At 70.3% G+C, this 16,945-nt stretch carries 15 protein-coding genes; 12 read left to right on the top strand and 3 right to left on the bottom strand.

The window, feature by feature from the left end:
- Window positions 1-42: 42 nt before the first annotated feature.
- Entirely contained in the window at window positions 43-1,845 is a 1,803-nt protein-coding gene (locus ABZT93_RS36890) for a glycoside hydrolase family 15 protein (protein ID WP_356112923.1), read from the bottom strand.
- A 472-nt stretch (window positions 1,846-2,317) separates the two neighbouring features.
- Between ABZT93_RS36890 and ABZT93_RS36885 the strand changes: the two genes are divergently transcribed.
- From ABZT93_RS36885 to ABZT93_RS36830, 12 genes are all read left to right on the top strand, one after another.
- A complete protein-coding gene (locus tag ABZT93_RS36885; protein ID WP_356112899.1) occupies window positions 2,318-3,982 on the top strand; it encodes a CTP synthase in 1,665 nt (554 codons plus the stop codon).
- Between the two features lie 85 nt (window positions 3,983-4,067).
- Entirely contained in the window at window positions 4,068-4,694 is a 627-nt protein-coding gene (locus tag ABZT93_RS36880; protein ID WP_356112896.1) for an NUDIX hydrolase, read from the top strand.
- A 255-nt stretch (window positions 4,695-4,949) separates the two neighbouring features.
- A complete protein-coding gene (locus tag ABZT93_RS36875; protein WP_356112895.1) occupies window positions 4,950-7,010 on the top strand; it encodes a tetratricopeptide repeat protein in 2,061 nt (686 codons plus the stop codon).
- A 144-nt stretch (window positions 7,011-7,154) separates the two neighbouring features.
- Window positions 7,155-8,270 carry an alanine dehydrogenase gene (ald, locus tag ABZT93_RS36870; RefSeq protein ID WP_356112893.1) on the top strand — a complete coding sequence of 372 codons (1,116 nt, stop codon included), beginning with the start codon at window positions 7,155-7,157 and terminating at the stop codon, window positions 8,268-8,270.
- A 413-nt stretch (window positions 8,271-8,683) separates the two neighbouring features.
- Complete coding sequence (locus ABZT93_RS36865; RefSeq protein WP_356112891.1) at window positions 8,684-9,811, top strand: ParA family protein; 1,128 nt, start codon at window positions 8,684-8,686, stop codon at window positions 9,809-9,811.
- Window positions 9,796-10,368 (top strand): hypothetical protein, encoded by a 573-nt coding sequence (locus ABZT93_RS36860; RefSeq protein ID WP_356112889.1) that lies wholly within the window; start codon window positions 9,796-9,798, stop codon window positions 10,366-10,368. The genes ABZT93_RS36865 and ABZT93_RS36860 overlap by 16 nt, the downstream gene beginning before the upstream one ends.
- A gap of 18 nt (window positions 10,369-10,386) precedes the next feature.
- Entirely contained in the window at window positions 10,387-11,442 is a 1,056-nt protein-coding gene (locus tag ABZT93_RS36855) for a segregation/condensation protein A (RefSeq protein ID WP_356112887.1), read from the top strand.
- Window positions 11,439-12,095 carry an SMC-Scp complex subunit ScpB gene (gene scpB, locus ABZT93_RS36850; RefSeq protein WP_356112886.1) on the top strand — a complete coding sequence of 219 codons (657 nt, stop codon included), beginning with the start codon at window positions 11,439-11,441 and terminating at the stop codon, window positions 12,093-12,095. Before ABZT93_RS36855 ends, scpB begins: the two co-directional genes overlap by 4 nt.
- Window positions 12,095-13,237 carry a pseudouridine synthase gene (locus ABZT93_RS36845; RefSeq protein ID WP_356112884.1) on the top strand — a complete coding sequence of 381 codons (1,143 nt, stop codon included), beginning with the start codon at window positions 12,095-12,097 and terminating at the stop codon, window positions 13,235-13,237. Before scpB ends, ABZT93_RS36845 begins: the two co-directional genes overlap by 1 nt.
- A gap of 252 nt (window positions 13,238-13,489) precedes the next feature.
- The gene (locus ABZT93_RS36840; RefSeq protein ID WP_356112883.1) at window positions 13,490-14,047 is read left to right on the top strand and encodes a maleylpyruvate isomerase family mycothiol-dependent enzyme; all 558 of its coding nucleotides are present in this window, start codon (window positions 13,490-13,492) and stop codon (window positions 14,045-14,047) included.
- Window positions 14,048-14,150: 103 nt separating this feature from the next.
- Entirely contained in the window at window positions 14,151-14,879 is a 729-nt protein-coding gene (locus tag ABZT93_RS36835; protein WP_356112882.1) for an NUDIX domain-containing protein, read from the top strand.
- The gene (locus ABZT93_RS36830) at window positions 14,876-15,892 is read left to right on the top strand and encodes an ADP-ribosylglycohydrolase family protein (protein ID WP_356112880.1); all 1,017 of its coding nucleotides are present in this window, start codon (window positions 14,876-14,878) and stop codon (window positions 15,890-15,892) included. The genes ABZT93_RS36835 and ABZT93_RS36830 overlap by 4 nt, the downstream gene beginning before the upstream one ends.
- 60 nt (window positions 15,893-15,952) lie before the next feature.
- Here the strand turns inward: ABZT93_RS36830 and ABZT93_RS36825 are convergent, their stop codons facing one another.
- Complete coding sequence (locus ABZT93_RS36825) at window positions 15,953-16,360, bottom strand: Rieske (2Fe-2S) protein (RefSeq protein WP_356112878.1); 408 nt, start codon at window positions 16,358-16,360, stop codon at window positions 15,953-15,955.
- Window positions 16,357-16,938: a DUF6529 family protein gene (locus tag ABZT93_RS36820; RefSeq protein ID WP_356112877.1), complete on the bottom strand. Its 582-nt coding sequence runs from the start codon at window positions 16,936-16,938 to the stop codon at window positions 16,357-16,359. The genes ABZT93_RS36825 and ABZT93_RS36820 overlap by 4 nt, the downstream gene beginning before the upstream one ends.
- Between the last annotated feature and the right edge of the window lie 7 nt (window positions 16,939-16,945).

The following is a 16,945-nucleotide window of genomic DNA, read 5'->3' as shown; positions in this document are numbered from 1 at the left end:
TTCGGCCGCAGGCCGTCACGGCCTCGTAAGAACTCGGCGGGATCAGCCGCCGTACGCCCCCGACGCCGTCAGGCGCAGGGCCGTGTCGATGAGCGGGACGTGGCTGAAGGCCTGCGGGAAGTTGCCGACCTGGCGCTTGAGACGCGGGTCCCACTCCTCGGCGAGCAGACCGAGGTCGTTGCGCAGGGACAGCAGCTTCTCGAAGAGCTTGCGGGCCTCGTCCACGCGGCCGATCATCGCGAGGTCGTCCGCCATCCAGAACGAACAGGCCAGGAAGGCCCCTTCGTCGCCGGGGAGGCCGTCGACGTTCTCCTCGCCGCTGGAGGTCGGGTAGCGCAGGATGAAGCCGTCCGGTGTGGACAGCTCGCGCTGGATCGCCTCGATGGTGCCGATCACGCGCTTGTCGTCCGGCGGCAGAAAGCCCATCTGCGGGATCAGCAGCAGACTCGCGTCCAGCTCCTTCGAGCCGTAGGACTGCGTGAAGGTGTTGCGCTCCTTGTCGTAGCCCTTCTCGCACACGTCCCGGTGGATGTCGTCGCGCAGCTCGCGCCACTTCTCCAGCGGGCCGTCCGCGTCTCCGGACTCGATGAGCTTGATGGTGCGGTCCACGGCGACCCAGGCCATCACCTTGGAGTGCACGAAGTGGCGGCGCGGGCCGCGCACCTCCCAGATGCCCTCGTCGGGCTCGTCCCAGTGCTGCTCCAGGTAGCGGATCAGCTTGAGCTGGAGCAGGGAGGCGTAGTCGTTGCGGGACAGGCCCGTCATGTGGGCCAGGTGCAGGGCCTCGGTGACCTCGCCGTACACGTCGAGCTGGAGCTGGTGCGCGGCGCCGTTGCCGACCCGGACGGGGCCGGAGTTCTCGTATCCCGGCAGCCAGTCCAGCTCGGCCTCGCCCAGTTCCCGCTCGCCCGCGATGCCGTACATGATCTGCAGGTTCTCGGGGTCGCCGGCGACGGCCCGCAGGAGCCACTCACGCCAGGCGCGGGCCTCCTCGCGGTAGCCGGTGCGCAGCAGCGAGGAGAGGGTGATGGCCGCGTCGCGCAGCCAGGTGTAGCGGTAGTCCCAGTTGCGGACGCCGCCGATGTCCTCCGGGAGGGAGGTCGTCGGGGCCGCCACGATGCCGCCGGTGGGGGCGTACGTCAGCGCCTTGAGGGTGATCAGCGAGCGGATCACGGCCTCGCGGTAGGGGCCGTGGTACGTGCAGTGCTCGACCCACTCGCGCCAGAAGTCCTCGGTGGCCTCCAGCGACTGCTCCGGCTCGGGCAGCGGTGGCGGCTGCTTGTGCGAGGGCTCCCAGGAGATGGTGAAGGCGATCCGGTCACCCGGGGCGACCGTGAAGTCCGAGTACGTCGTCAGGGACTTGCCGTACGTCTCGCAGTCGGTGTCGAACCACACCGAGTCCGGGCCCGCCACGGCGACCGTGCGCCCCTCGTGCTTGTGGACCCACGGGACCACGCGGCCGTACGAGAAACGCATCCGCAGGGCCGAGCGCATGGGCACGCGGCCCGAGACGCCCTCCACGATCCGGATGAGCTGGGGAGCGCCGTCACGCGGGGGCATGAAATCGGTCACCCGGACCGTGCCGCGTGAGGTGTCCCACTCCGATTCCAGGATCAGGGAGTCGCCCCGGTAGGTGCGCCGGGCCGCGGTGGGGGGCTCGGCGTCCGCCGCGTGGGCGGGGCCGAGGCGCCAGAAGCCGTGTTCCTCGGTGCCCAGCAGGCCGGCGAAGATGGCATGCGAGTCGAAGCGGGGCAGGCACAGCCAGTCCACCGTGCCGTCCCGGCAGACCAGGGCTGCGGTCTGCATGTCTCCGATGAGTGCGTAGTCTTCGATGCGCCCGGCCACGTGCAACTCCAGTCGAACGGCCACGTCACCCCCTCAAGGAAAGAGGGGGCTGTCGCTTGGTGCGGTCAAGGGGGTCGTTGTAATGCGTCGTTGAGCGGTGAAGCAAAACAGTCCTGCTGCTTGTGAGGCAAAACGACAACTGTTGCTCAACGAACTGACGAGCGCTCGTTGTTCCGGGTCCTACGGGTGGGGGTGGTCCCGCGTTTCCGGCCGGGCTCGGCAGTGAGTGTCCGAGCAGGATACGACGCACGTAGATGATCTGTGTGCCGCTCCGGGCAACGCGGCTGGGCCGAACGGGTGAGCAACGGGTGAGAAACAGGTGTGGTGGTGCGGGTCCGTGTCGGACTGTGCGCGGAGCGTGGCCGGAAGCCATCTCCCCGAGGCGCTGATACCCTGGTAGCCCGTGGACCGGTGGGCGCCTGACCCCCGAACCGCACCTCCAGATCGCGACCACGGGAGCCCCCTCTTGGCCATGACCGCTGCTTTTCGAAACAGCACAGCCACGACGACCAAGCACATCTTCGTCACTGGGGGTGTCGCCTCCTCGCTCGGCAAGGGACTGACGGCCTCCAGCCTCGGCATGCTGCTCAAGGCGCGGGGCCTGCGCGTCGTGATGCAGAAGCTCGACCCGTACCTCAACGTCGACCCGGGCACGATGAACCCCTTCCAGCACGGTGAGGTGTTCGTCACCAACGACGGCGCCGAGACCGACCTGGACATCGGCCACTACGAGCGCTTCCTCGACCGTGACCTCGACGGCTCCGCCAACGTCACCACCGGCCAGGTCTACAACACGGTGATCGCCAAGGAGCGGCGCGGTGAGTACCTGGGCGACACCGTGCAGGTCATCCCGCACATCACCAACGAGATCAAGCACCGCATCCGGCGTATGGCGACCGACGAGGTCGATGTAGTCATCACCGAGGTCGGCGGGACCGTCGGCGACATCGAGTCGCTGCCGTTCCTGGAGACGGTCCGCCAGGTCCGTCACGAGGTCGGCCGTGACAACGTCTTCGTCGTCCACATTTCCCTCCTGCCGTACATCGGCCCGTCGGGAGAGCTGAAGACGAAGCCGACCCAGCACTCGGTTGCGGCCCTGCGCAACATCGGTATCCAGCCGGACGCCATCGTGCTTCGCTGCGACCGCGAGGTGCCGACCGCGATCAAGCGCAAGATCTCGCTGATGTGCGACGTCGACGAGGCCGCCGTGGTGGCCTGCCCCGACGCCCGTTCCATCTACGACATCCCGAAGACCGTGCACGGCGAGGGCCTGGACGCCTATGTCGTCCGCAAGCTGGACCTGCCGTTCCGGGACGTGGACTGGACGACCTGGGACGACCTGCTCGACCGCGTCCACAACCCCGACCACGAGATCACCCTCGCCCTGGTCGGCAAGTACATCGACCTGCCCGACGCCTACCTCTCGGTCACCGAGGCGCTGCGCGCGGGCGGCTTCGCCAACAAGGCCCGCGTCAAGATCAAGTGGGTCACCTCCGACGACTGCAAGACCCCGGCCGGCGCCAAGGCGCAGCTCGAGGACGTCGACGGCATCTGCATCCCGGGCGGCTTCGGCGACCGGGGTGTGCTCGGCAAGGTGGGCGCGATCAAGTACGCCCGCGAGAACAGGATCCCGCTGCTGGGCCTGTGCCTGGGCCTGCAGTGCATCGTGATCGAGGCCGCGCGCAACCTCGCCGACATCCCGGACGCCAACTCCACCGAGTTCGACTCGGCCACCGGCCACCCGGTCATCTCCACCATGGCCGAGCAGCTCGACATCGTCGCCGGTGAGGGCGACATGGGCGGCACCATGCGGCTCGGCATGTACCCGGCCAAGCTCGCCGAGGGCTCCATCGTCCGTGAGGTGTACGACGGCAAGGAGTACGTCGAGGAGCGGCACCGGCACCGTTACGAGGTGAACAACGCCTACCGCGCGGAGCTCGAGAAGAAGGCGGGCATCCTGTTTTCCGGCACCTCGCCGGACGGCAAGCTCGTCGAGTACGTCGAGTACCCGCGCGACGTCCACCCGTACCTGGTCGCCACGCAGGCCCACCCGGAGCTGCGCTCGCGTCCGACCAGGCCGCACCCGCTCTTCGCCGGCCTGGTGAAGGCGGCGGTGGAGCGGCAGAGTTCCAAGTAGCACGACAGTTGTACGGTGGCCGGGGCGCACGCATTCAAAGGGCGGGCGTCCCGGCTTCTTTTGCGCAGGTGGGGAAGGACAGGGCATGACGATCAAGGACACCCCGGAAGAGTGGGAGATCCGGGCGACGAAAACCCCCTTCGTGGGCAACAAGACCTCCGTCCGCACGGACGAGGTGGTCATGCCCGACGGGTCCGTGGTCGGCCGCGACTACCAGGTCCACCCGGGTTCCGTGGGCGTCCTCGCCCTCGACGACGAGGACCGGGTCCTGCTCATCCGCCAGTACCGGCATCCCGTACGGCAGAAGCTGTGGGAGATCCCGGCCGGGCTGCTGGACGTGCCCGGTGAGAATCCGCTGCACGCGGCCCAGCGCGAGCTGTACGAGGAGGCGCACGTCAAGGCGGAGGACTGGCGGGTGCTGACGGATGTCTACACCTCGCCGGGGGGCTGCGACGAGGCGATCCGGATCTTCCTGGCGCGGGGGCTCTCCGAGGCGGACGGTGAGCGCTTCGAGGTCGAGCACGAGGAGATCGACCTGGAGTACGCGCGCGTGGCCGTGCCCGAGCTTGTGCGGGGGGTGCTGGCGGGGGAGTTGCACAACACCTGCCTGGCGGTGGGGGTGCTTTCGTTGGTTGCGGCGCGGGCCTCCGGTGGGTTGGACGGGTTGAGGTCGGCTGAGGCGGAGTGGCCCGCGCGGCCGTTCGAGAGCTGAGCCGATGCGGGTAGCGCCGTAGTTGTGTCGGATCGTCGCGGGATGCGGGTCCGACGTGGCTGGTCGCGCAGTTCCCCGCGCCCCTATCGGTACTGCGGTGCCGTAGTTCCTATGATCCGTTGATCCGATCGGGGGACTCCCGGGCCCCCACCGCCGCGCTCCGCCAGGAACGTTGCACAGCGTGAACTAGGCTTTTGGTGCCCGAACCGGGGTCACCGGCGGGCTTTGCGTGTGCGTGGGACGGGAGTGTGGCCCGTGACGGATCAGGCGGTGGACGCAGGCGGCGTACGGCTGTCCGGCGAGGGCCGGTTCCTGGGGCGGACGCGGGAGTTGAAGGAACTGTGCGCCGACATCGAACGGGCGGGACTCGACACGCTCTCGGGCAGGAAGGCACCCCGCGCGCGCGTGCTGCTCATCGCGGGGCGCCCCGGGTCCGGCCGTACCGCACTCGCCGAGGAACTTGTCCGGGCGGTCGCTGACCGTTACGACGGGGTGCTGCGCGCCCGGCTGAGCGAGCCCGACGGCACCCCCGTACCGATCGCGAACGCCGCCCGGGAACTGCTCACCGCGCTCGGCGTGGCGGCACCCGCCGGAGCCGCCGAGGACGACCTCACGGCGGTGCTGCGCGAGGCCCTCGCCGACCGCCGCGCGCTGGTTCTGCTCGACGACGCGATGACCGCGGAGCACGTGGACGCCCTGCTTCCGGATACCCCGGAGTGCCTGGTCGTGGCCGTGTCAGGAGGTCCACTGACCGGGATCGCGGACGTCCGTCCGTGCACCCTCGGCGGGCTCGACACCAAGTCCGCGCTGGATCTGCTGTCCCGGCACACCGGGTCGGTCCGCATCACCGTCGACCCCCGTGCCGCCGAGGGGCTCGTCGAGGAGTGCCAGGGACACCCCGCCGCGCTGATGCTGGCCGGGGGCTGGCTCGCCGCCCGCCCCAAGGCGGCCGTCGCCGATCTGGCCAAGCATCTGCACACGGAGAGTGACGAGGGGAGTCCGCTCAGCCGGGTCTTCAAGCTCGTCTACGCGTCCCTGCCCGCCGCTGCCGCCAGGACCCTGCGACTGCTCTCCCTCGCCCCGGCCGGCCTCATCGACCCGCACACCGCCTCCGCGCTCGCCGGCTGCTCGGTGAGCGGCGCCCGCTCCACCCTGGACGACTTCGTCGGGCTCGGTCTGCTGCACGCCGTGGACTCACCGCTGCCGCAGTACGAGGTCCCCGGCTGTCTGTACCCCCTGCTCAGGGCACTTGCCGACACCCAGGACCGCCCGGCCGAGCTCCAGCTGGCCCGTGCCCGCATGCTGGAGCGGACCGTACGGCTGCTGCAGTCCTCCCGCACGATCACCGAGACCGCCAGTCCCGACGCCCGCGAGAAGCTCCAGGGCATGCCGAACTCGGTGCGCTTCCCGAACCCCCGGGCCGCCGAGGACTGGCTGCGCATCCGCCGGCCGGCCCTGCTCGCCGCGGCCCGCCTCGCGGTCGCCGACGGGGAGCTGGACACCCTGGCCCGGCGCCTGATGTCGCAGCTCGTGCGCGCGATGGTGGCCCACTTCGGCATGAAGGCCGCCGCTCCCGACCTCTACGGCATCCACGGCCTCGTCCTGGATGTGGCCGAGCGGCGCGCCCTGCCCCGCGAGAAGGCCGCCGCCCTGCTGAACCTCGCCGACCTGGACGCCCAGACCGGCCGCACCCGGGAGGCACTGGCGCGCTATCGGGCGGCCCTGGACGCCGGACGGGAGGCGAACGACCCGTATGCGACCGGCCGCGCGATGGAATCCGTAGGCGGCGCGCATCTGGAGCTCGGGGACTACGACCGGGCCGCCGACTGGTTCGGCCGGGCCCTCGCCCAGCGGCTGGCCCGCGACGAGCGAGCGGAGGCCGCCCGGCTGTACGGCCGTATCGCCACCGCGCACACCTACGCGGGCCGCTACGGCGAGGCGGTCAGGAACTGGCGGGCCGCGCTCGCCGGGCACCGCAAGGAGGGCGATGTCGCGGCCCACGCACGGGCGTTGAGCGAACTCGCCCGGGTCCAGGAGTACGCCGGGCACCCCGAGGAGTCGCTGCGCACCTGCCAGGAGGCCGTTGAGTGGGCGCGGCGCGCCGAGGACGTCCGGCTGCAGGCCGCGCTCCAGCTGCGGCTCGCGGACACGCTGGACCGCCTCGGCGATCCCGCGGCCGCCCAGCTGCACCGCGGCGCCGCCGAGCGGCTGCTGGACGAGGAGCTTTCCCAGGAGGAATCCGGCTCTGAGCAGGTCGAGGAGCCGAAACAAGACGCTGACGCCTGCGAAATCCGTAGTACATCCGCAGAAGATTGATGCAATGAAAGGCTAGACAGCGGGAACACCTTCATTAGACTGGCTCTGCCGCACCTTCTCCTGCGGTGTCTCCTGGTGTGCTCACGCATGCCCGGGTATGTGTTGTATTGCCCCACACACTCTGAGCCAAGGACCGTGATCCACGTGAAGGTCGGCATCCCCCGCGAGGTCAAGAACAACGAGTTCCGGGTGGCCATCACCCCCGCCGGTGTGCACGAGCTGGTGCGCCACGGCCACCAGGTCGTCATCGAGCGCGGCGCCGGCGTCGGCTCCTCCATCCCGGACGAGGAGTACGTCGCCGAGGGCGCCCGGATCCTGGACGCCGCCGACGAGGTGTGGGCCACCGCCGACCTGCTGCTGAAGGTCAAGGAGCCGGTCGCCGAGGAGTACCACCGCCTGCGCAAGGACCAGACGCTCTTCACCTACCTGCACCTGGCCGCCTCCAAGGAGTGCACCGACGCGCTCATCGAGTCCGGCACCACCGCGATCGCCTACGAGACCGTCGAGCTGCCGTCCCGGGCGCTCCCGCTGCTCGCCCCGATGTCCGAGGTCGCGGGCCGGCTCGCCCCGCAGGTCGGCGCCTACCACCTCATGCGCTCGGTCGGTGGCCGCGGTGTCCTGCCCGGCGGCGTCCCCGGCACCCAGCCCGCGCGGGCCGTCGTCATCGGCGGCGGTGTCTCCGGCTGGAACGCCACCCAGATCGCCGTCGGCATGGGCTTCCACGTCACGCTGCTCGACCGCGACATCAACAAGCTGCGCGAGGCCGACAAGGTCTTCGGCACCAAGGTCCGGGCGATCATGTCCAACGCCTTCGAGCTGGAGAAGGCCGTCCTGGACGCCGACCTCGTCATCGGCGCGGTGCTCATCCCGGGCGCCAAGGCCCCGAAGCTGGTCACCAACGAGCTCGTCTCCCGGATGAAGCCCGGAAGTGTCCTTGTCGACATCGCGATCGACCAGGGCGGCTGCTTCGAGGACTCCCGGCCGACCACCCACGCCGAGCCGACCTTCCAGGTGCACAACTCGGTCTTCTACTGCGTCGCCAACATGCCGGGCGCGGTGCCCAACACCTCCACCTACGCGCTCACCAACGCGACGCTGCCCTACATCGTCGAACTCGCGAACCGGGGCTGGGTCGAGGCGCTGCGCCGCGATCCCGCCCTGGCGAAGGGCCTCAACACCCATGACGGCAAGGTCGCTTACCGGGAGGTCGCGGAGGCGCACGGCCTGGAGCACACCGAGCTCGAGACGCTGCTCGGCTGAGTCCGTGACCTGGGCCGATAGCTAAGTCACCTTTTCGTAAAGGCGATACGTCAACAAGGCGCGTCAACGAGGCACATGCGGCCGGACCTTGCCCCACAAGGTCCGGCCGGATGTGTGTATGGTCACTTTGCGACTCTCGGTCAACTCGCCTCGAACGTAACCCTTGAACCGATTCGTACACCGGCGAAACCTGCCGTGCGACTGCCGTACGCCCTTGACAGCGGGATGTTTCATTGCCGACACATCCTGCCGGGTCCGGCGGATTGTGTTGCTGTGAACACCCGACACGCCATAGAGTCGCCAACCGTCGGCATGGTGCCACGCTGACCTTGTCTAGAAGTTTCCTGGTCACCAAGGAGGTAAGACGACTTGTGAATGAGTCGACATTTTCTCCCGGGGGTGGTCAACCAGGAATGCCTGCCGGGGCCCAGAGCCCCGCAGGGTTCGAGGCTGTCGGCTCCGTCGCGGTGCGCACCTTCGCAGCCCACCAGAGTCCGCGCACCGTGCGGACAGCACACCAGAGCATGGATGGCCATCACGTGAACGCCATGGCCGGCGACGGAAGTGGCGCGCCCCACAACCACTTCGCCGACTACGACGAACTGCCCGAGGGGCACTTCTACGACCCCGACGCCGAGTACGAGCCCGATCCGGAGTACGCGGCCACGCTCGCGCCCGACGCTGCCCGCCAGCGCCGTGAGCGGGTGGGTCCGACCGGACGTCCGCTGCCGTACTTCCCGATCCCGGGCCCGCTGACCGACCACGGCCCCGCGAAGATCATCGCGATGTGCAACCAGAAGGGCGGCGTGGGCAAGACCACGTCGACCATCAACCTGGGTGCCGCGCTCGCGGAGTACGGCCGGCGCGTGCTGCTCGTGGACTTCGACCCGCAGGGCGCGCTGTCGGTGGGTCTCGGTGTCAACCCGATGGAGCTCGACCTCACGGTCTACAACCTGCTCATGGAGCGGGGCATGGCGGCCGACGAGGTCCTGCTGAAGACCGCGGTCCCCAACATGGACCTGCTGCCGAGCAATATCGACTTGTCGGCGGCGGAGGTCCAACTGGTCTCCGAGGTCGCCCGCGAGTCGACATTGCAGCGGGCCCTGAAGCCGCTCATGGCCGACTACGACTACATCGTGATCGACTGTCAGCCCTCGCTCGGCCTGCTCACGGTCAACGCCCTGACGGCCGCGCACAAGGTGATAGTTCCTCTGGAGTGCGAGTTCTTCGCCCTGCGTGGTGTCGCACTGCTGACGGAGACCATCGAGAAGGTCCAGGAACGGCTCAACCCGGAGCTGGAGCTCGACGGGATCCTCGCCACGATGTACGACTCGCGCACCGTGCACAGCCGTGAGGTGCTGGCCCGCGTGGTCGAGGCGTTCGACGACCACGTCTACCACACGGTCATCGGGCGCACGGTCCGCTTCCCGGAGACCACGGTCGCCGGTGAGCCGATCACCACGTACGCCTCCAACTCCGTCGGTGCCGCCGCCTATCGCCAGCTCGCCAGGGAGGTGCTCGCCCGGTGTCACGCCGAGTGAGTCTGCCGGGGGCCGACGAACTGTTCCGTACGACAGGGGGAATGGCGCTCCAGGCGTCCACTCCCCGGCGGGGGGCCAACGGCGAGGCCAGGGTACCGGCCCCCGCGGGGGAGCCCGAGGTGGCCGAGGACGCGCCGCAGTCCGTGCCCGCACAGGGCGGGGACGGCGACGGGGCCGAGCACGTGGCGGTCGACGCCGAGTCGGCGGAGGCGGGCGAGTCCCGTCTCCGGGCGGCCGCCGCGGAGCGCACCGCGCGACGTCAGGAGGCGCAGGAAGGTTCTGCCCAGGCCGTCGGCGGTGCGCAGCCGCGCGGCAAGCGCGGCCGGTCACCGGCTCGGCGGCCCAGTGGGCGCGAGCGGCACGACGAGAAGATCACCGTGTACGTGTCGGCCGAGGAACTCATGGATCTGGAGCACGCCCGTCTGGTGCTCCGGGGTGAGCACGGGCTGGCGGTGGACCGCGGGCGGATCGTGCGCGAGGCGGTCGCCGTGGTGCTGGCGGATCTGGAGTCCCGCGGGGACGCGAGCATCCTTGTTCGCCGGCTGCGTGGGCGGTAGCGGTAGCCTGCGGGGGCTATGACCTCGAACGACGTTCCCGTACCCGGCGGCTCCACCGGCCGTCGGCGTGTGCTCGGCCGGGGGCCCGGGGCCGATCCGGTCGCCGCACCGGTCGGGGCGGACAGCGAGCCGGTCGGGGCGGGCAGCGAGTCGGCTGAGGTGGGCAGCGAGCCGGTCCGGGCGTATGGCGAGTCGGCTGGGGTGGACCGCGAGCCGGTCGCCGAGGCCGAGGCTCCGGCCGGGACCGGCGAGCGGGACGAGGCCTCCGACGGTGTCTTCAAGGTCCGGCTCGCCAACTTCGAGGGCCCCTTCGACCTGCTCCTCCAGCTGATCTCCAAGCACAAGCTGGACGTCACCGAGGTCGCGCTCTCCAAGGTCACCGACGAGTTCATGGTGTACATCCGGGCCATGGGACCGGACTGGGACCTCGACGAGACGACCGAGTTCCTGGTCGTGGCCGCCACCCTCCTCGACCTCAAGGCGGCTCGGCTGCTGCCCGCCGCGCAGGTGGAGGACGAGGCCGACCTGGCGCTCCTGGAAGCCCGGGATCTGCTCTTCGCGCGGCTGCTCCAGTACCGCGCCTACAAGCAGATCGCCGACATCTTCAACCGGCGGCTCGACGAGGAGGCCCGGCGCTACCCCCGTACCGTCGGACTCGAACCGCACCACGCCGACCTGCTGCCCGAGGTCGTCATCAGCATCGGGCCCGAGGGGTTCGCGAGGCTCGCCGTGAAGGCGATGCAGCCCAAGCCCAAGCCGCAGGTGTACGTCGACCACATCCACGCGCCCCTGGTGAGCGTCCAGGAGCAGGCGGGGATCGTGGTCGCACGGCTCAGAGAGCTCGGCGAGGCCAGCTTCCGGCTGCTGGTGGAGGATGCCGACGGCACCCTGACCGTCGTAGCGCGGTTTCTCGCACTGCTGGAGCTGTACCGGGAGAAGGCCGTGGCCCTGGACCAGGAGACCGCGCTCGGGGAGCTGATCGTGCGGTGGACCGGCGGTGAGGGAGAGGCCGAGCCGACGGTGACCGACGAGTTCGACCGACCGCCCGAGCCGCCCAAGGAGGACAAGGCGTGAGCGAGGACACCATCGAGGCCCCGGCAGGGTCGCCGAGCGTCGCCGACCTCGATCTGAAGCCGGCACTAGAAGCCGTCCTGATGGTCGTCGACGAGCCCGCGACCGAGGAGCACCTGGCCAAGATCCTGGAGCGGCCCAAGCGGCAGATCACCAGGGCGCTCAGGGAGCTGGCGGGCGAGTACGCCGCTCAGGGGCGCGGCTTCGAGCTGCGGCATGTCGCGAACGGGTGGCGGTTCTACACCCGGGCCGCGTACGCCCCGGCCGTGGAGCGGTTCGTCCTGGACGGGCAGCAGGCCCGGCTCACCCAGGCCGCACTGGAGACTCTGGCGGTGGTGGCCTACCGCCAGCCGGTCAGCCGCAGCCGGGTCTCCGCGGTGCGCGGAGTGAACTGCGACGGTGTGATGCGCACCCTTCTCCAGCGGGGTCTGGTGGCAGAGGCGGGCACGGAACCCGAAACAGGTGCGATCCTGTACGTGACGACGAACTACTTCCTGGAGCGGATGGGCCTGCGCGGTCTGGACGAGCTCCCGGAACTCGCGCCCTTCCTCCCGGAGGCGGAGGCGATCGAGGCCGAGACCCAGGAAGCCGTACCGTCGTTCGATCCGGACGCCCCGGATCCCGAGGACGCAGACGACAACCAGACGGAAACTTGATGCGAAGCAGCAGCGGCAGGAACAGCAGCGGAAACAACGGCGGGAGCCGTGGTGGCAACAGCGGCGGCCGCGGCGGGAGCAGCGGTGGTCGCGGGGGGAGTACCGGCGGTCGCGGTAACTACCGCGGTGCCGGGAACGACCGCGACGACAAGCAGGGCGGCCGGCCGAAGAACCCCCGCCCCGAGGAGCGCCGCTACGACGTGGGCCCCGGCGGTACCCACGACGGACCGAAGTCCGGGCGCGGTGCCTCCGCGCGCGGCGGCGCCAAGGGCGGCCCCAAGCAGGGGCAGGGCACCGGGCGGGGCCGTTGGGTGCCGGCGACCTCCCGCGAGTACGAGGCCCGGGCCGAGGAGCGCAACCGGGAGCGGTACGCCGGCAAGAAGGACGTGAAGCCGCCGAAGACCTTCCCGGGCGCCGAGCAGGAGGGCGAGCGGCTCCAGAAGATCCTCGCGCGCGCGGGCTACGGCTCGCGGCGGTCCTGCGAGGAGCTCATCGAGCAGGCGCGGGTCGAGGTCAACGGCGAGATCGTGCTGGAGCAGGGCAAGCGGGTCGACCCGGAGAAGGACGAGGTCAAGGTCGACGGCCTCACGGTGGCGACGCAGTCGTACCAGTTCTTCTCGCTGAACAAGCCCGCCGGTGTGGTCTCGACGATGGAGGACAACGAGGGCCGGCAGTGCCTCGGCGACTACGTCACCAACCGTGAGACGCGGCTCTTCCACGTGGGACGGCTGGACACCGAGACCGAGGGCGTCATCCTGCTCACCAACCACGGCGAGCTGGCGCACCGGCTGACCCACCCCAAGTACGGCGTGAAGAAGGTCTACCTCGCGCACATCGTGGGCCCCATCCCGCGGGACCTGGGCAAGCAGCTCAAGGACGGGATCCAGCTGGAGGACGGGTACGCGAAGGCGGACCACTTCCGGGTCGTCGAGCAGACCGGCAAGAACTACCTCGTCGAGGTCACCCTGCACGAGGGGCGCAAGCACATCGTCCGCCGGATGCTCGCCGAGGCGGGCTTCCCGGTCGACAAACTGGTGCGCGTCGCCTTCGGCCCCATCACCCTGGGCGACCAGAAGTCGGGCTGGCTGCGGCGGCTGTCCAACACCGAGGTCGGCATGCTGATGAACGAAGTCGACCTGTAGTCCCTCCACGCGTGTGTGCGGCCGGTTCCGGAATCCTCCGGGGCCGGCCGATGCGTTTTCCTCCTCCTCCCGGTCTGTCTCCGTGACGGAGGGAGTGGGGATGGACGCGAGGAACGGAAACCGAGGCGGGATGTGTCCGGCAGCGCTGGAGGGTCATATGCGGCCTTCGAGGCCAGTCGGGCTCCCCGGGGCCCAGGATTCGCCTGCGAGGCCGCTGAGGGGCTGCTGTGGCGGCCTGACGGGGGTGCCGGCGTGAGCGCGGGGGAGTTGCTGGAGCGCTCGCTCGCCTACACGCTGGGCAGCGTCGCGGGGGCGCAGCATGTGGACCCCGGCAGGGGCACGCCCTGTGCCGAGTGGAATCTGGGCGAGCTGCTGGGGCATCTCGACGACTCGCTGGACGCGCTGTACGAGGGGCTGAGTGGCGGACGGATCGGGCTGCTCCCGCACGCCGACCGGGTCTGCGGCTTCCGCACCCGCGCGTGTGCCGTGCTCGGCGCCTGGGCCGCCGGGCCGCCCGAAGGCGTGCTGGTGGGTGAACGACCGCTGGACGTGCGGGTGATGGCCGCCGTCGGCGCCGTCGAGATCACCGTGCACGGGTGGGACGTGGCTCGCTCCTGCGGTCGGCCGCGGCCCATTCCGGAGGGCCTCGCGGCCGAACTCCTGTCCGTCGCCCAGTGCGTGGTGAGGGAGGAGGACAGGGGGGTGCGGTTCGCCGAACCGGTCTCCGTGCCCTCCGGCGCGCGGCCCGAGGTCCGGCTTCTGGGGTTTCTGGGGCGCGGTCCCCAAGGGGCTTGTCCGACGCGGTCGTAGGGGCTTGCCGAACCCGCCCGTCCTCTTTATAGTCGTAATGACTATTAGTCATGCTGACCATAAAGGCTGACCGTAAAGCAGGCCATGAAGGGGGTGAGCGAGCATGTCCGTTCCGCCCGACTACGACAAGTACGCCCACGAACCCTTCGCCGTCACCGTCGACCTCGCCGTCCTCACCGTCGCCGAGGGCGCCCTGCACGTGCTGCTCGTGGAGCGGGGGCAGGAGCCGTACGCCGGACACTGGGCGCTGCCCGGCGGGTTCCTGCACCCGGACGAGTCCGCGGAGACGGCGGCCCGGCGCGAACTCGCCGAGGAGACCGGGCTGTCGGACCTCTCCGGGCTGCATCTGGAGCAGCTGCGGACCTACAGCGCGCCCGACCGCGACCCCCGGATGCGGGTCGTCTCCGTCGCGTTCGCCGCGCTGCTGCCCGACCCGCCAGAGCCGCACGGCGGCAGCGACGCGGCCGAAGCCCGCTGGGTGCCGTACGACAAGGCGGGACCGCTCGCCTTCGACCACGACCGCATCCTGGCCGACGCCCATGAACGCGTCGGCGCCAAGCTGGAGTACACCTGCCTCGCCACCGCCTTCTGCCCGCCGGAGTTCACCCTCGGCGAGCTCCAGCAGGTGTACGAGACCGTATGGGGCACCGCCCTGGACCGGCCCAATTTCCGCCGCAAGGTGCTGGCCACGCCCGGCTTCGTCGAGGCCGTCCCCGGCGCCGCGCGTCTGACCGGCGGACGCGGCAAACCGGCCGCGCTCTACCGCGCCGGACCGGCCACCACCCTGCACCCCCCTCTCCTCCGACCGTCCCCGGAAGGACGCCCCGCATGACCACGATCCTGACCAAACGCGCCGCCACCGGCACCCTCGTCGGCCTCGCCCTCGGGGACGCCCTCGGCTTCCCGACCGAGTTCAACGACGTGCGGTCGATCCTCGCCAAGTGCGGGCCGTGGCGGGAGATGGAGCTGTGCACGCCGGCCGTCGTCAGCGACGACACGCAGATGACGCTGGCGGTGGGGAGAGGACTGCGGGCGGCGATGGACCGGGGAGTGCTCGGGCCCGAGATGGCGGAGCCGGTCCGGCGGGAGTTCATCGCGTGGAACCGCTCCCCGGAGAACAACCGCGCCCCCGGCAACACCTGCCTGCGGGCCTGCGACCTGCTGGAGCGCACGGACCTTCCCTGGCAGCACGCGAGCCAGATCGGCTCCAAGGGCTGCGGCGCCAATATGCGCGTCGCCCCCGTCGGACTCGTCCCCGGCCTCAGTGACGAACAGCGCGCGGGTGCCGCACAGTTGCAGGCCGCGCTCACCCACGGGCACCCGACGGCGCTCGCCGCGTCCGACCTCACCGCGCGTGCCGTACGGCTGCTCACGCTGGGTACCGAGCCGGGCGAACTGGTCGCGCTGCTGCGGTCGTACGCGCTGGTGAACCGGGGCCAGTACCACGAGCGTTGGCTGGGCGACCTGTGGACGAGGAGCCAGGACCCGACCGCCGGGCAGTTCATGGCGCGCGGCTGGGACGAGTGCCTCGCGGTCCTCGACCGGCTCGAGGAGGCCGTGCGCAGCGCCTCGCCGGAGGAGGACCCGTGCCTGGCCACGGGGGCGGGCTGGATCGCCGAAGAGGCCCTGGCGACCGGGCTGTTGTGCTTCCTCCAGTTCCCGCAGGAGCCGCTGACGGCCCTGCGGCGGGCCGCGTGCAGCTCGGGCGACTCCGACTCGATCGCCTGTCTGACGGGCGCCTTCGCCGGCGCCCATCTGGGAGCGGAGGCGTGGCCGGTCGAGTGGGCCGACCGGATCGAGTACGGCAGTGAGCTGGTGACGCTCGGGGCGCTCTGGGACTCCTGACGCCTCGGCCGGTGGACCGCGAGCGGGTCGGCGCGGCTCTCTGACGCGGGGGTCGGTGCGCTAGGCGAGTTCGATCGAGTCCCCGCTGACCTTGATCTGCTTCTCGGGCAGCGGCTGGTTGGCCGGCGGGTGGGCCACCGAGCCGTCCGTGATGTTGAACTTGCTTCCGTGGCAGGGGCAGTTGATGGTGCCGCCGGACACGCTGGCCACCTGACAGCCCTGGTGGGTGCAGATGTCGGAGAAGGCCTTGAACTCGCCCTTCTTCGGCTGGGTGACGACGACCTTCTCGTCCTTGAAGATCTTCCCGCCGCCGACCGGGATGTCGCTCGTCTTCGCCAGTTCGGTGCCGGCCTTGACCGAACTGGACCCGGAGTCACTGTTGTCGTTGCCGTACTCGCCGCAGCCGACGGCCAGCGTGGCCGCGCCCGTCGCGAGAAGGATCGTGCGCCGCGCCGGGCTGTGTGTCATGTCGTGACTCCGAAGGTGCGGAAGAACCAGAGGGCGGAGGTCAGCCAGAGGATGGTGAGCGCGGTGAAGACGAGCCCGCCGACGATCGGCAGCAGCCACCCGGGAAGTCGCTCCGAGCGGAGCAGCAGCATCTTGGCACTGAACACCCCGAAGAAGAAGCAACCCAGGACGGAATGCCACAGAACGCGTGATTCGTACGACTGGAAGCCCAGCGCGTACAGACAGTGCACCGCGACCGGCACCGCGACCAGGAAGGCCGCGCGGCCGGACCAGCGGTGCAGGGTGGCGGACCAGCGTGGCCCCGGCAGCTTGCCGTACACCATCAGCGCCGAGACGAGCTGCACGAGTGCGAAGAAGAACGCGACCGTCGCGAGCCATGACTTCACCGCGCCCGTGCTGCTGAACCCGGCGAGGTTGAAGGCCGTCCCCGTCGGGTCGTGGACCTTGCCGTAGGCGCCCAGGGCGACCGCCACCGCGGCGGCTACCAGGGCCGGGATCAGATAGCGGGCCGGGCCGGGGCCGCGCTCGGGTTCGGGTGAGGGCCAGCTCTGGGTGGCCGCGTTAGGGTCGACGGTCATGATCGGC

Origin of the sequence: Streptomyces sp. NPDC005303 (genome assembly GCF_040607335.1) — a bacterium.
In the GTDB taxonomy this organism is placed as follows: domain Bacteria; phylum Actinomycetota; class Actinomycetes; order Streptomycetales; family Streptomycetaceae; genus Streptomyces.
This window is presented reverse-complemented; position numbering and strand designations above follow the sequence as displayed.